This is a genomic window from Pseudomonas orientalis (assembly GCF_022807995.1).
In the GTDB taxonomy this organism is placed as follows: domain Bacteria; phylum Pseudomonadota; class Gammaproteobacteria; order Pseudomonadales; family Pseudomonadaceae; genus Aquipseudomonas; species Aquipseudomonas orientalis_B.
Genome location: NZ_CP094351.1, coordinates 221,738 through 237,205, shown reverse-complemented (window position 1 = coordinate 237,205; position 15,468 = coordinate 221,738). Strand labels below are relative to the sequence as shown.

Annotated in this window: 7 protein-coding genes, 1 tRNA gene and 2 pseudogenes; 7 read left to right on the top strand and 3 right to left on the bottom strand. The window is 53.6% G+C overall.

Going from position 1 to position 15,468, the window contains the following annotated elements:
* Positions 1-84 precede the first annotated feature (84 nt).
* Together gabT and gabD are read right to left on the bottom strand one after the other, a co-directional pair.
* Entirely contained in the window at positions 85-1,362 is a 1,278-nt protein-coding gene (gene gabT / locus MRY17_RS00920) for a 4-aminobutyrate--2-oxoglutarate transaminase (RefSeq protein WP_191956672.1), read from the bottom strand.
* Between the two features lie 180 nt (positions 1,363-1,542).
* Complete coding sequence (gene gabD, locus MRY17_RS00915; RefSeq protein WP_191956673.1) at positions 1,543-2,985, bottom strand: NADP-dependent succinate-semialdehyde dehydrogenase; 1,443 nt, start codon at positions 2,983-2,985, stop codon at positions 1,543-1,545.
* A 369-nt stretch (positions 2,986-3,354) separates the two neighbouring features.
* Between gabD and MRY17_RS00910 the strand changes: the two genes are divergently transcribed.
* From MRY17_RS00910 to MRY17_RS00880, 6 genes and pseudogenes are all read left to right on the top strand, one after another.
* Positions 3,355-3,431: transfer RNA gene (locus MRY17_RS00910), tRNA-Arg, on the top strand.
* Positions 3,432-3,516: 85 nt separating this feature from the next.
* A pseudogene (locus tag MRY17_RS26460) lies at positions 3,517-5,079 on the top strand (DUF927 domain-containing protein); the annotation flags it as partial.
* A 98-nt stretch (positions 5,080-5,177) separates the two neighbouring features.
* Positions 5,178-6,020, top strand: coding sequence for a chromosome segregation protein SMC (locus MRY17_RS00895; RefSeq protein ID WP_243353134.1), 843 nt, complete (start codon positions 5,178-5,180; stop codon positions 6,018-6,020).
* Positions 6,021-6,084: 64 nt separating this feature from the next.
* Positions 6,085-6,294 (top strand): hypothetical protein, encoded by a 210-nt coding sequence (locus MRY17_RS00890; protein WP_243353133.1) that lies wholly within the window; start codon positions 6,085-6,087, stop codon positions 6,292-6,294.
* A gap of 465 nt (positions 6,295-6,759) precedes the next feature.
* A complete protein-coding gene (locus MRY17_RS00885; RefSeq protein ID WP_243353132.1) occupies positions 6,760-7,830 on the top strand; it encodes a metallophosphoesterase family protein in 1,071 nt (356 codons plus the stop codon).
* Positions 7,788-10,058, top strand: coding sequence for a hypothetical protein (locus MRY17_RS00880; RefSeq protein ID WP_243353131.1), 2,271 nt, complete (start codon positions 7,788-7,790; stop codon positions 10,056-10,058). Before MRY17_RS00885 ends, MRY17_RS00880 begins: the two co-directional genes overlap by 43 nt.
* 377 nt (positions 10,059-10,435) lie before the next feature.
* Here the strand turns inward: MRY17_RS00880 and MRY17_RS00875 are convergent, their stop codons facing one another.
* Complete coding sequence (locus MRY17_RS00875; protein ID WP_243353130.1) at positions 10,436-14,518, bottom strand: KAP family P-loop NTPase fold protein; 4,083 nt, start codon at positions 14,516-14,518, stop codon at positions 10,436-10,438.
* Positions 14,519-14,661: 143 nt separating this feature from the next.
* On the opposite strand from MRY17_RS00875, the pseudogene MRY17_RS00870 reads away from it, so the two are divergent.
* Positions 14,662-14,850 (top strand): annotated as a pseudogene (locus MRY17_RS00870) (transposase); the annotation flags it as partial.
* Between the last annotated feature and the right edge of the window lie 618 nt (positions 14,851-15,468).

The window sequence follows — 15,468 nt, the reverse complement described above, 5'->3', positions numbered from 1 at the left end:
CCCGATGGCGGTGTGTCAGCCGGTATATTCATCAACTGACACACCGCTATCGGGGGCAAGCCCCCTCCCACAGGGGTTCAGCGCTTACAGCTCGGCAAAGCACTCTTCAATGATTGCCAGGCCCTTGTCCAATTGCTCGTCAGGCGAGGTCAGCGGCACCAGTACGCGCAACACGTTGCCGTAGGTACCGCAGGACAGCAGGATCAGGCCCTTGTCACGCGCCTTGGCCACTACGGATGCAACGGCAGCGGCGTTCGGCTTGTGGCTGTCGCCATCTTCAAACAGCTCCACCGCGATCATCGCGCCCAGAGCACGTACTTCACCGATCACCGGGTATTTGGCCTGGATGGCCTTGAGACCGGTCACCAGGCGCTCGCCGACAGCCTTGCAGCGGTCCAGCAGGTGCTCTTCTTCGAACACTTCCATCACCGCCAATGCGGCCGCGCAAGCAATCGGGCTGCCGGCATAGGTACCGCCCAGGCCGCCTGGAGCAATGGCGTCCATGTATTCGGCCTTGCCGCACACACCGGCCAGCGGGAAGCCGCCGGCGATGGATTTGGCGAAGGTGGTCAGGTCGGCGGCAACGCCCATCTGTTCCATGGCGAAGAAGGTACCGGTACGGCCGGCACCGGTTTGCACTTCGTCGGCGATCAGCAAGATGCCGTGCTTGTCGCACAGCTCGCGCAGGCGCTTCATGAAGGATTTAGGCGCGACGTAGAAACCGCCCTCGCCCTGCACCGGCTCGATGATGATCGCAGCGATATCACGCGGCTCGGCATCGTTCTTGAAAATACGCTCGATGCTGGCGATCGCGTCGTCGTCGCTCACACCGTGCAGTTCGTTCGGGAACAGCGCACGGAACACGCCGCCCGGCATCAAGCCCATGCCGGCCGAGTACGGCACGACTTTGCCGGTGAGGCCCAGGGTCATCATGGTGCGGCCGTGGTAAGCGCCGGTGAACGCGATCACGCCGGCACGGCCGGTGGCGGCGCGGGCGATTTTCACGGCGTTTTCCACCGCTTCGGAACCGGTGGTGACCAGCAGGGTCTTCTTGGCGAAATCACCTGGGACCTTGGCGTTGATTTTTTCGCACAGTTCCACGTAAGGCTCGTAAGCCAGGACCTGGAAGCAGGTGTGAGTCAGCTTGTTCAGCTGTTCGGTCACGGCGGCGATGATTTTCGGGTGCACGTGGCCGGTGTTCAACACGGCGATACCGCCGGCGAAGTCAATGAACTCGCGACCTTCAACGTCGGTCACGGTGGCGTTCTTCGCGGATTCGGCGAAGATCGGGTGAATCTGGCCGACACCGCGCGGTACAGCGGCTTCGCGGCGTTTCATCAGGGAAGCGTTGGTCTTGCTCATAAAGTCCTCATTCGCCGCTCATCGGGCGGCGTGGCTCAAGGATAGGTGGCGGGGAGGCAACTACGGCAGCATGCGATGATCGACTGCCACAGCTTTCCCGGCCACTGCGAATAACGGGTAAAACACGCAAAGGGTCAGCGCTCTCGTGCCCTCTGCGTTTACTGCATTCCCTTACAGGGCTTAGATGCCCAGGCAGAGGTATTTGATTTCCAGGTAATCCTCGATCCCGTACTTGGAACCCTCACGGCCCAGGCCCGAAGCCTTGATGCCGCCAAACGGCGCCACTTCGTTGGAGATCAACCCGGTGTTGACGCCAACCATGCCGTATTCCAGGGCTTCAGCCACACGGAACACACGACCCAGGTCACGCGCATAGAAGTACGACGCCAAGCCGAACTCGGTGTCGTTGGCCATCGCGATCACGTCGGCTTCGTCTTTGAAACGGAACAGCGGCGCCAGTGGGCCAAAGGTTTCTTCCTTGGCCACGGCGGCGTTTTTCGGCACGTCGGTGAGGATAGTCGGCTCGAAGAAGTTGCCTTCCATCGCCTTGCCACCGGCCAGCAGCTTGGCGCCTTTGCTCAGGGCATCGGCAATGTGCTCTTTGACCTTGGCCACGGCTTTTTCGTCGATCAGCGGGCCAGTGGTGGTGCCTTCTTCCAGACCGTTGCCGATCTTGAGTTTGGCCACGGCCACTTTGAGCTTTTCGGCAAACGCGTCGTACACCGAATCCTGGATATACAGGCGGTTGGCGCACACGCAGGTCTGACCGTTGTTGCGGTACTTGGATATGATCGCGCCTTCAACGGCCTTATCCAGGTCGGCGTCGTCGAACACAATGAACGGCGCGTTGCCGCCCAATTCCAGGGAGACCTTCTTGATGTCCTTGGCGCATTCGGCCATCAACTGGCGACCGATCTCGGTAGAGCCGGTGAAGGACAATTTGCGCACGATCGGGTTGCTGGTCAGCTCGCCGCCGATGTCGCCGGCGCTGCCGGTGACCACGCTGAGCACACCTTTGGGGATACCGGCGCGGTGTGCCAGCTCAACCAGGGCCAGGGCCGAAAACGGCGTTTGCGAGGCCGGTTTGATCACCATGGTGCAACCAGCGGCCAGGGCCGGGCCGGCTTTACGGGTGATCATCGCGGCCGGGAAGTTCCACGGGGTGATGGCTGCGGTCACGCCGATAGGCTGCTTGATCACGATCAGGCGCTTGTCGGGCTGGTGGCCGGGAATCACGTCACCGTAGATACGCTTGGCTTCTTCGGCGAACCACTCGATAAAGGACGCGGCGTAGACAATTTCACCCTTGGCTTCGGCCAGCGGCTTGCCTTGTTCGAGGGTCATCAGGCGGCCGAGGTCGTCCTGGTTCTCGATCAACAGCTCGAACCAACGACGCAGCTTGTTGGCGCGCTCCTTGGCGGTGAGTGCACGCCAGGCCGGCAGAGCCTTGTCGGCAGCTTCGATGGCACGGCGGGTTTCCGCGGCGCCCATCTTTGGCACAGTACCGAGAATCTCACCCGTGGCCGGGTTGTTGACCTTGATGGTTTGACCGTTGTCCGCATCGACCCAAGCGCCATCAATGAAGGCTTGCTGGCGGAACAACTGGGTGTCTTTAAGCTGCATGTCGGCTTTCCTTAACAGCACCGCGCGCACGCGGAGCGAATTAGAGTTGTTGAAAGGCGCCTTGTGGGCTGCCGTCAGGAAATCAGCCTCGGTGCGCAACATCAATATAGAGCGCACGGGAGACAGAGCGTTTGAAATCTCAAACGAATCCTAGGATCAATGGGGGGAAGGGGCAATAGGCTGTTCGAAAAAAAGAACGTAAACGGGGCTTTTGCCGGATTTTTCTGATCAGCGTAGTTGGCCCGGATTTCATTGCATCGTTCAGTGGCGCCCAGCGCAGGGCCTCTATACGGCAGCTTCCTACACTCAAACGCCCAAAGACCAGCATGGACGCCCAAGGTCGACATGGGTATGATGTCGCCCGCACAAGCATCCGTAGCTCAGCTGGATAGAGTACTGCCCTCCGAAGGCAGGGGTCGTGGGTTCGAATCCCGCCGGGTGCACCATATACTGGTTTCTGGTTGTCTCAGACAATCTACGAAACACCCCAAGAAGCCCGCCCTGTGCGGGCTTTCTTGTTTCTGGCTATTCGTCGCCTGTAATCGCGACGACAAGGGCCACTACTGGGGCTTGTTGGTCGAGTCCGATGACCCGGACGGGCACCAAAAAGCGCTGGAACATTCCAGACCGAACCATGAGTGGTGACTTCGGCGAGAACGTGCTCGCGTGCTGGTAGACATGAGTCTTCGCCGTGCCGGAAGCCGGTCACGACGCAATGCCTGCAACTACCTGCAGAATAATCTCGGCGGCTTCGACAGCGCCCAGCGCGCACGATTGATGACGCGCCTGGGTTGGCACGACAACGCCTTCTTTTGCCAGGACAGCAAATCGGCGCGCTGTGCGTTGGTAATCACCACTTGGCGTTTGTCGTCTCTGTGGCCTTTGCAGACCCACTGTTGAACATGCTCGGACATGAGTCGGGCGGCTTCCACCTCTACGGCGACAGCTCAGGCGGCAAGACCACACACTTGCAAGTCGCCGCCTCGGTCTATGGCGGTCCGCGTCTGGTGCGTTCGTGGCGCTCGACAGATAACGCCCTGGAGTCCATCGCCGCTGCACACTCAGACGGCCTCCTGGTGCTGGATGAAATAGGCATGTGCGATCCGCGCATTATCGGCGAGACGGTTTACATGCTCGGCAACGGCACCGGTAAGGCCCGGGCGAATGATCGAGGACAAGCGGGCCGACAGGTGCAGGAGTGGCGCTTGCTGTTTCTCTCGACGGGCGAAAAGACGTTGGCGCAGCACATGGCGGATGCCAACTAGGAGCTGAAAGCGGGCATGGAGGTGCGCATGCTCGCCGTGCCTGCGGATGCCAGCAAAGGCCTCGGGATGTTCGATGTGCTTAACGGTTTTGAGGACGCTGCCGCCCTCTCCGATGCCCTCAAGGCCCGTGTAGCCAAATACTACGGCACGCCCCTCACCGCCTTCCTGCACGCACTATGCGCGCCAGGAGAAATGCTCAGGTGGTCGGTGATCGTTCGCCGCACGGTGGAGCAGTTCATCAACCAAAACCTACCCGCATCGGCCAGTGGTCAAGCCCAACGTGCCGCCCTTCGCTTTGGCCTCGCAGCAGCGGCCGGAGAGTTGGCCACCGCCTTCGGTGTCACCGGTTGGCCTGATGGTACGGCCACGACCGCCGCATGTGTGTGTGTGTCTGCATGCGTGGCTAGCAGAACGCGGAGGCGCCGGAAACTTCGAGGGCGATGCGATTTTGGCGCGGCTGAGGCAGGTCATCGAGCGCTTTGGAGAAAGCCGCTTTACGCGCTGGGAATCTGCCGCCGCCAAGATCGACGAACACGGCCCACGCACGATTGATCGGTTGGGCTTTCGCAAGACGATGGAGCACGGCATGGGCGAAGCCTTGCACACCACCAACACCTACTACGTGCTGCCGGAAGCCTGGAGGGCCGAAATCTTCAAGGGCATGAATATCAGTGCGGTGAACAAGGAACTGCTGCAACGGGGCGTGCTGGAGCCCGGAAGCGACGGAAAGGCGTACAGCTTGATTCGCCTGCCGGGGTTAGGACCTCAACGCTGCTATGTGGTGAAGACAGTTCCTGGAACGGATGAAAGCGAGGCCAAGGCCGCCTGATGGCATGCCTGCTGATCGAGGTAGCGCCGGCTCAATCCCGGCCTCGCCAGCCATTCGACAACCATCTCTATCAACCACACCACCCAGAGACAATACAGATGAACACTATCCAAGAATTGAAAGACCGCCGCGACCAACTGACCCTTGAAGTGGAGAACATTCAGCTCGACCTGGCGCCCTTTGAAGCGGCACTGGAAAGTCCAGAGGTTATCCAACAGGGCCGTCAACGGGCCGTGCAGGATGAAATCAACGATCACAAAAGATGCATCGACTCGCGAAATCTCGAGATCAGCGCACTGAACCAGAAGATTGATCGCTTTGAGACATTGGGAAACCGTGAGAGCTTGGCTGCGGGCTATCTCAGCGATATGGCGAACTGGAAAGCCGATGAGATGGAACTCAACGAAAAGCGCAGCAGCATCGAGACCCGGTTGCAGCAGGTCCGCCAGAGCGATCAGGAAGACATGGCAAAAGCTCGACAAGCTGAAACGGATGCAGCCACCGCCTATGCGCAGGCTGTCGCATGGGGCGACGTGGAGGGCGAGAAAGCCGCTAATGCAGAAGCTCAAAAGGCAGCAAAAAACCTCACAGCCGCGGTTGAGCATCACCGCCGTCAACAACTGCTTATCACCGCCCTGGAACAAGAGCTGGTGACGATTGATCTGCACATCACAGAGGCACAAAAAGAACGCGCCAAGATCGAGAAAAAAGCGGCTCACCTGGCTAACACTGTGCTGGAGGAACAATGGAATGAGGCCGCGAAAGCGCTGCTGGAAACAGGCGGTAAGTTGTGGGCCGCACGCGACCTGATTAATAGAGACCCGGTTGCATTGATGAAGCTGGATATCCCTGAACAGGGCGAGCGCTTTGGAAGCTGGACCTGGCAAGAACTCGCAGATCGCTCACGCCAACACAGTCTGCTTGACCTATTGGCGGCCTAAACCAAACCTCCCCCGAAGCAGCCTGCGAAAGACAGGTTGTTTCGGGCATACCATCGGTCTAACCATGAACAAACCACCACAGAACAGCGCACAGATGCCTGATTACCTAAAAACCCGAAAGCTGCATTTGAACGGAATAATTGCCGGCATGGAGGGCGTGAAAAAGCTCAACGTAAGGGCAAACACTGACACTAAAGTTGAGACGCTCACGATTGATGCAATCAACGCAGAGCTTGACTTCATTGACCTTCAACTCAAGAAAAAGGACGGGTAATTGAGAAGCGGAAGCCTAAGCAGCTTCCGCATCGCTAAATCCCTTCTTCACAAGCAAGGGTTCAGATTTACTCGGCTTTCGGCCTGTGGCGCCTGCGAGCTTATGACCGCTTCCGGCCAGAAGCGGTCATTCAGACAAAAACAACAACTCGGCTCGCTAATCCCACTTTTGACACTCTCATGTGGTCAAAGGCACTTGGCTTCGCCATAAAAAATTGTGATTCGCATGCTGGCCAGTTGACGCTATGGATTTGTCCGCGTAAATAGGAACCTAGCCAAGGAATTTTTTCAAGGAAGAGCCGCAGATGAGCAAGCCATTGTTCGCATACAACATCCTAATCAATCATTACGTTTTGCAGCGTCGTAGTTTATCTATTAAAAATTTGAAGAGTGGACTCTGAACTTCATCTTTTGTTTGCTTGGTACTGAACCAGCAGTCGTTATCGCCTGAAAGGATTATCATTTAGTGAAAACTGGAAATAGATTTAACTGGCTGCATATTAGCGACTTCCATCAAGGTATGCGAAGCTCAGAGCATCTTTGGTATGACGTAAAAGGAAGTTTTTATGAGGATATCAAGTATCACTGCCTTAAGTACGGAGACTTGGATGTCGTCATTTTTTCTGGTGATCTGACTCAACAGGCTCAGAAAGGGGAGTTTGATGCCGTAACAAAAGAAATCGAGGCGCTTTGGGAACAGTTCAAAAGTGTTGGCCAAAACCCATCTTTGTTTCTCGTGCCCGGTAATCATGATCTCGAAAGGCCTAAAGCTCACTCACCAGTCGCAATGGCTCTCCAATCATGGATGAATCCTGATGTTGTCGAAGCATTTTATCAAAAAGACGGCCCATATGTTGACCAAGTCAAAGCGATGTTTAAGACCTATTCTCAGTTCTTAAATAAACTAAGGTCTTCTAAAATCCCTTTATTAGAAGATAGTGTTGGCGTGCTACCGGGAGACTGCTGCGGAGTCTGGAAGCAAGGGGAAAATCGTGTTGGCCTGATAGGTTTGAATACTGCTTGGAGCCAACTTACCGGCGGAGCGCTTCAAGGCAAACTAGAATTAGGCGTCAAACAAATTCATCACATCACTAAACAACATATTGGTGAGTGGGCATCTGAGAATCATGCCAATTTTCTTGTAACGCATCATCCTGCAAGCTGGTTGTCTCCTAAGTCCGAAAGTGATTTCAACCTAGAAGTCAATCCCTTAGGCCGCTTCACAGCTCATCTTTTTGGTCACATGCATGAGTCTATAGCTGTACAGGAGGACTACGGTGACTCCGAAGTAAAACGCTCGTTCCAAGCCTCATCTTTGTTCGGGTTAGAAACTTACGGTGAAAAAAAGGAGCGACGGCACGGTTATAATTTTGGACAGATAGATTTCTCCAATGACGTCATTATGTGGTGGCCCAAGCGAGCAGAGCAGAGAGCTGGAGCCGGAGGCTGGACTATTCGTCCCGATACAGGTTCGCTGCCAAGGCAACAAAACGAGTGTGTTACCTACAAGATTCAGTTAAACAAAAAAAAAAATTAACTGAAGAGGCATCTATCCAAGGCAGAGTTGGCTCTATAGCGGCCTCAGTCCAGAAAGAATCGGATTTTGCGCATAGGAAAGAGTACATTAGTTCAAAATACCCTCTGCCAGCTTTCCATAAACATATGCTTAATGCTTTTCCAGCGAACGCTTTTAGGGAGGCGATTAGGCAGTTGCACTCAGAGAGAACTTTGTGGCTTGTCGCCTCATGGGATATGTACAGTGACGAGTTTATTCGCTGCTTGGAACATCAGACGGGCAGTAGCAAGGTTTGGGTTCAGTTAAATCTGGCAGAATACAAAGGTATAGACTATTTTTTTGAGAACGTTAATAACTGTTTAGGCTTCAGGCTTCAAGAGTTTTGCGCGATTTTAGCATCTCATCCAGATCATGCAGTTCTTATTGACAATGTTCCCGCGGAGTCACGAATTTCAAGCAAGGCTATTATAGATGAGGTTCTATCAATAACTCAGTACCTTAAGGATATGGTACCAAACATTCAGATAATTGTGAGAAGTCGTGCGCTTAGTTCTCGCGTCCCTGTCAACCCTGTTGTTCTGTTAGCCTTGGATGAACCAGCCTGTAATAAATTCACACTGTCTCACCCCTCAGGAAGTCAAGTTCCGGAAGCGGCGATGGCAGCAGGTGAGATTTACAGAATGTCTAACGGCCGCCCAGGAATTATCAATCAGATTTTATCTAAATTATCGTATACGCCTTTTACGGACTTAGCTAATGAAACTTCAGAGCTGGCAGTGCGCAATATAAATGTTGATGACTTAGCGCCATCATTAATTGCTGCAATTGACCGTCTACACAAAGCATCGAACGATGATCTTTTTCAACTACTGGCTTGCCTTTCCGTCTTTCCGTATGGTGAAGATATTGTTAGGCTAAAATATTTCCGCAAGAATCAGCCGTTTTATCCCGTGCAGACAGGTCAGTTGGTAAATGTTGGCCTGATTGATGCTATTACACATAGTTTTTTCGAACGTGAAAAAATCGAGCTGCCTAAAATAGTTAACGCTATTCGCCCAGCCCAGCTATATGTCCGTTACTTATCTAGAGACAGCTACAAAGATCTAACAGAAAAGGCAATTGCACTTTATTTTGGAAAAGATTGGCGCTTAAAAGAGTACAAGATCGGTTCAAATTTCTCTCAGAACAAATTAAATGAGTTTGAGTATGCAACGCTAAACGCAAATACTTTGTTGCGTCGATTTTTTAACGATTCTTTGATTTCATCTGAGTCCAGTGATCTGCTGGATAGCTTAGGGCTTTTGTCATTCTATACAAAAAAAATGGACACTGCTTGTCATCATCGCGAAATATGCAATCTTTGCTATTTGATTGTCCCCAAACTCAAGGAGAATATTAAACAGCGTCTTGCTCAAGACATTTTGTTTCGATATGCAAATAGCCTGCGCATTCTTGACGATGATAATAAAGCAATTGAGCTTTACGAGTATTTGCTCGGGGCGGAGAATCAAACACGCCAACGTAGGGCGAGCATTTATCTAAATATAGCTATGCTTCATGACGATAATGGCAACGCTTCTGATGCTGTTAAGTTTGCAAAGATGGCAAAGGATGAAACAGATAAAAAGGCCGCAACTTATCGGCATGCAGATTCAATTGTCATTGGCAGGTCAAACTCAAAGCACAAAATATTAAAGCTTCAGAGGTTGAATCGAGCATGTTTGCGTGACTCCCATTTTACTACAGCAAATAATATTGAACTTCGTATTGCGGCTTATCTTGACCCTGCGCTCAGAAAGGATATCTGTCTTCGGATGGCAAATAGAGCATTAAAAGAAAAAGACATCTTTAATTATGTTAAGTCCACAATTAACTATGCTTCGTTAGCACTTGAACAGGGTGATAAGCTATCTCACAGCATGCTAAACAACCTTAAAGGTTGTTACGATTATGTGAGGGCGCAGCGAAAAACCTTACTATTTAATCGTGCTCATATAAGCCTTTGGCAAGTGCTGCATGAGCGCGGAGAGTTGGCAGAGCTAGCGCATTTGTTCTCTCTAAGTTCTGTAACCTATCGATTAGCTCAGAATGGAAAAGCAGAGTTGAGCTTTTTGAGGCTTTTATTAGCCTCTGGCGCTCTTGGGTCTTCAATTCTCGAAGAGGATCGCCTATATATTATGGAGCGAATGAATACGTATGAGGCTGAGCTCGCTGAGTTGGCTGATCAAAAAAGCACATTGTTAAGCTGACTGTGTTTTCTTGTAGAGAGAGTGCCCATTTATATGGGCTACTTCCCTAAGCAAATAGTACGCCCCCGACTTGGTACGTTTTGCGGTGCGTTCGATTTCTAATTTTTTTGGTTTGTTTTTGTGTATGCGAATCGCCTCTGGTTTCCTAAACGCATCCGATTGGCTGTTTTTGGCCAACGGCACCTTGGGGTCGAAAGCTGCCGGTCGTGGGTTACTGCTTTCGACCCATACGACTCTCGGCAGTGATCACGAAAGGCGACGCCACTCACTCATTTGGGTCTGGCGGTATGATTGAAAGTCGTGAGTGTTTGGTTTATGAGTAGATCCTCTAGCCAACGGGCTGCCCCATCAGGGCAGCCTCAGACCTAGAAAGGCTTCTACTTGCGATTGTTCCAGCGTGTCATCAAACCTTTCATTGTCCGGCTATCGCCGAAAAACTTCCCAATGATACTCAGGTCTTCTTCCTTCAGCCCAGCAGGCTTCAATTCCTTGAGAACGGCGTCGGTACCCAGCACTTTCGCCCAAGTGGCCATATGGCCCTTGGCGGTCTCAGAGGCTGCGTTGCGAAGTTCGCTCAGCAACTGCTTGGCAAAGTCGACCCGCTCCTCATGTGTTACCAGCCGCTTACTGATGTCAACTCGCGACGCATGGACAGCAGACCAGCTCAGTGGACTGTCCGGCGTTTTGAAGATAGTAATCGCGAGCGTGAGTACCTCTCGCGACTCTTTGTGATCCTCTCCACCCTCAGCTCGGACGATTTGCTTGAACAGACGAGCTCTGTGTTCATCCGTCGTCTGCGCGTCGAGAAGAAGCTTTTTGAGATTGTAGTGGCCCTCGGCAGCCAGTGCCCGACACCATAGGGACAACGCAAGGTCAGGATCTTGTGTGTTGCCACGCATTCCTAAGAGCAGCACGCCCTTGGTGGTCTCAAAGTCCTCCTGCATCGACAGGTTGGGCGTCAGAGCCCTCCAGACGCGCTCCAGCAAAGCTACTTCATCGGCGTTCCCGAAGCTGATCGGGTCAGGCAAGTGGGCCATTTGCTCTACTGGAACCTCATGACCACTGGTGCTTAGGAACTCAGCGGCTTCTTCTGGGTTTTGCTCCCAAACGAAGCGCGCGATCTCCACAAGCGTAGTGGCAAGAGAAGACGGCACGATCTTTTCAACCAACATGCTGTTCAGCGATGCCAGAGTATGCCGTCCAACGTAACAAGGAACTTTTGTGACAGCGAGACGCGCCTCGGTGAACATCGCCTGCGGGTTGTAACCGCTGGTGAGAACATCCTCTGAAGGCCAACGACCGACCATCGTGCGGTGCAGCTCTTCATATACATCTGGGTAATCCTTGGCATTGCTGACCAGATTTTGCAGCGCTGGGCCCAGAACGATTGGGCTTGCCTGCAGTATGACGCGGCTCAATCCTGGAAGCAGGAATTTCAAGTAGCTATCCCACTCATCTGCTTTGCCTGGCAACGTTGTCAGAAGCTTGTCGAGATGCGCCTGCAGATCCGAGCGCCCCCAATATTCAAGAGGAATGTGAGTGGCTGCGTCGGTGTAGAGACTCTCGTCTCGCTCATCAAGCACGGTGCCTTCTGTCAGCTGTGTAAGATGTGTGGCAACAGCCTCCTGGTTCCCTTCAGACAGGTTCTCATAGGCCTCAAAAATCACCTTGCGACACTCGCGAGGAACGTCCTCTAGCGGCGTTGCGATCCAATGATCCAAAACCTCGCCGAGCGCGTCCTCATCAAGAATGACGAACTTTTCCAGGACAGTGGCCGCGTCGTTTTCGTAGCCTTCGATTTCGCTAAGCCCTGTGCAGAGATCGGCATACGCCTGGTAGTGCGAGGCATCAAAGCGTGGAAGCCGCGAAGCCCCGATGTCGATAAGCAGGCGGAAGGCTCGCGGGTAATCGAGTTGCTCCTGTTTGACCTCCCTGACACGCCTGCACAGGAGTTTCAAGCACTCCAACACTTGCTTATCTTCGGCGGAGCGATGGTGCTGCTCTACTGCATTCAGCACGCAGCTGATTGGCTCTGGCGCATAGAGGCTGCTTGCCGCTCTGATCTGTGCCCACATCTTGAACCGGCTGTCTTCACCTTCAATGGCCAGTTGCGCCCAGACGCGATCAACCCTGGCCACGGTAGATTCCGCCCCCAGCGCGGCCAGCGCTTGGCCGTCATCGATTTCGCCCGCTTCGTGCGCGAGCAGGGCCGCAGTCAGCTGATCCACATAGGCCGGTCCGATTTCTGGAAGCAGCGCTGACTCAAAGCTGTCCATCCATTTGTGGAAGTCGAGGAACGGGAGCTTGAGGGAGCCTTTTGCAGTGGTAACTGTTCGATCGGTAAGCCAGCTCATCAACGTTAGATTCGGCTGGGCTGGTAAGCCATGAGCGTCCAGCACGTGTAGCGCTGTGTTTGCGGCACACTTGGCGATGCTGATGGCTTCCTCCATGTTGGGCGCTTGGCCCGTAGGGAGATCAAGCATGCCCGGTTTCTCTATGTTGAGCAGGCTGTCGATGAGCACGGTAGCAACGTGCTGCTGATCCACTGGGTTGGCAGCCTTAACGATGCGATCAATTTTCTCAACGCCCAGAGACGTTCGGAGCTCTGGAGAGGTGACCAGGTCGTTGCAAAGAATGCCGAGTACCATTTCCCGAGTACGGACTGGCAGGCGATCAATGATGTCTGCCACCACGCGCATTGCGTTGAACTTCAGTGCTTGTTCAGTACGGTGCAACTCACTGAGCATATTGTGCAGTAACTGCCCCTCGACGTCGCTCAACAGTTCGTTTGCCCGCGGCGAGAGGGTTTCCAGGAAGCCTTGGGTGTCGCCTGAAACTAGCTGGTTGTAGATCTTTGAAGCGTGAGCACCATATTGGCGAGTGACGGTGTCTTCAGAAAGCAAGAGAAGGCTTTGCAGAGATTCGGGCCAGTTTATGCCGACCAGGCTTGCCAAGAACTGGCGTAGATCCCGGCACCCTTCCACAAGGATCGGCTTGTCATCTCCCTCCTGTGTAACGTATCGCTTAAGGACTTGATGTGCCTCTAGCGGTTCGTTATGAAGCGATGTTTGCCTGACCATGAGGTTGGTCAGGCGGAGCAGAAGCTGGGGATCATCCTGGAGATCACGGTAGAAACCCGGGAAGCTCACGCGTGCGGCACTTAGCGCGCCAAGTGCGATCGGGTGCTTCGTGACAGCCCCCTCATGCAGACCACCAGGGCGGTCACTGCCAATGGCGTCGAATTCCCGCGTCTTGGCGAGCCACCAGGTCTGAGTGAAGGCGTTGACAATCTGAAGGGCATTTCGAGGGTCAGTGACGTTCACGTGAATCATGCGATCCACGATCTGTTCCACTGAAGCACCCTTATCAGCGATATCTTGCACGAGCTCGGGGAAGCATTTTAGCTTCGAAAGCGCGAATTGGCGCATGTCATTGCGTGGCGGCGGCGGAATCTCAAGCCTGAACTGGAATATGCGGTCGAGGTAACGGCGCGCATCGGCAGAGCTGAAAATCGAGCCTGGCTGCTCAGGGTTACTCCGGCGCTTGAAGAGCGCGTCTGCCACCTTGCCTTCATCGCAAGAGATGACGAATACCAGCCCCAGGTTTTTGGGCAGTTTTTCTGTAGGGATTTCCATGAACGTGCGGACTGCGTCCAATCCCAACACCATCTCTTCTGCTGACAGGCGATCAAGGTCATCTACGAAAATGACAAGACGCTCGTAAGGCACTGAGTTGTCTTTGCTGGGCTTGAATTTGCGTAGCTGCTGGAGGAGTAACTCCTCGTACTGCTCGGCACTCACATTCGGCAGATGCACTCGGGTGATCGTGTTGAATGGGTTAACTGTTGAGGGCTTCATAACGCTAATCAGGTAGGCGTAGACTGCACTGACTGCGGTTACGAAGAGCCCTTGGGCTATGCCGCCGTCCAATGGTAGGTACAGCAGCCCGACGATCACCAAGATGACGTAGACAGTGAAGGCGAGCGCAAACGCGGGCACCGGCGCTGCCCAAGTGTGGAGGTGCTCTTTGATAAGCTCCTTGACCTTCTTGGGCACCGATGTGGTGTGAGTCACGTTTCGATACAGGTCGTCCTGCAGCTTGCTCTCCTCTCCCCCTAGCTCAAGGAACACGTGGCGAAGAAGCGCTCGTTTAATATCTTGCTCTTTGCCACCGAACCGCCAGGCGTTGAAAGTGATGCTCTTGAAGCGTTGACTTCTGGGCTGCTGTCCACCAGCAGTCGAGGTGTCGTCTGCAAGTGCCCTCGTATAGAGTTCCTTCACCGAGCTCTTGCCGGTCCCCCAGCCGCCCAGCAAACCGATGCTGAACGGGGGCTGATGCCCTTCATCCTCGATCAAGCAACGCAATGCTTGAGCATAGTGGCGGTGTCCAAAAGCGTCCTGGTCTTCGCGTTCAATATGGCGATCCAGGACGGCGGGCATCATGCGACGCGGATCTTGCATTCGATCATCCCTAAACTGTGGCAATTGGCTACCTTGGCAAGAGCTTACTGACCTTGTGGTCGGGTTACTAGCGCATCTGGGTGGAATGACCCAATGCCTGGCTGTCTTCTGACAGGAAGCTTGGCTTTACAATATGGTGAAGCATCGCGGCGACGCCGGCGTATCAGCGCTCTCGCCACGAACGTAAGAAGGTCGAAATGTTGTTTGCCCACCTCAAGCGCATTCTGAAACTGGATCGCTTGCGACTACTTGGCATGAGTGGCGCGTCCGATGAGTTCACGCTGGCCGCCGCGGTACAGAACCTGCGACGACTGGACAAATCTACCTTTTAAGGGCCACCTGCTACGGGATAGGTGCGCCTGCACGAAGCAAAAAACCTCAAACTAACCCACTAACCGAGTTGCAAAACTCAACGAAGGGCCGAAAAGCCAATCAACGTGGTGAGTAGGTTCCCGGTGGTGGTTGTGCCTGAGTTCAGACGAACTGAAAATTTGACTTTTCAACAGAATCGGTCGCAAGCTGCCCTCCATGAGCGGCAGCTTCTGGCGGTAGCGGCCCTTCTAAACGGGCCCCTAAGTCGATGGCACCCGCTGTAATCATCACAATCAGCTCCAGCCAAGACATTCATTGATGTAACACCTCTTTGCCATGTAACACGCATATGGACAAACCTGCCACAGCTGTGTAACGCCATATAAAGATATTAAAATCATATAGTTATATACTTATGTAACACCCGTAACACCCGTAACACTGTTTTATTAGGGTAACCCCATAGCCCCTATAGTATTGCTCCTTCAGCGAAGCTGAAGTGGGTCATGCTCTTGGCTTTGGTTCGACAGTAGGGACCCTGAAGCATTCTTTTAGGTACGGGGCATAGAACCCGTGCGTTCGTGTTAGCGGATGGATTTTATAAGTTGGTTGACAGGTTGACGTGGTTGACACCCATC

Excerpts from the sequence above, each read along its gene's own strand:
- gabT (WP_191956672.1), bottom strand. The coding sequence starts at position 1,362 with ATGAGCAAGACCAACGCTTCCCTGATGAAACGCCGCGAAGCCGCTGTA.
- gabD (WP_191956673.1), bottom strand. The coding sequence starts at position 2,985 with ATGCAGCTTAAAGACACCCAGTTGTTCCGCCAGCAAGCCTTCATTGAT.
- MRY17_RS00895 (WP_243353134.1), top strand. The coding sequence starts at position 5,178 with ATGAACACTATCCAAGAATTGAAAGACCGCCGCGACCAACTGACCCTT.
- MRY17_RS00890 (WP_243353133.1), top strand. The coding sequence starts at position 6,085 with ATGAACAAACCACCACAGAACAGCGCACAGATGCCTGATTACCTAAAA.
- MRY17_RS00875 (WP_243353130.1), bottom strand. The coding sequence starts at position 14,518 with ATGCAAGATCCGCGTCGCATGATGCCCGCCGTCCTGGATCGCCATATT.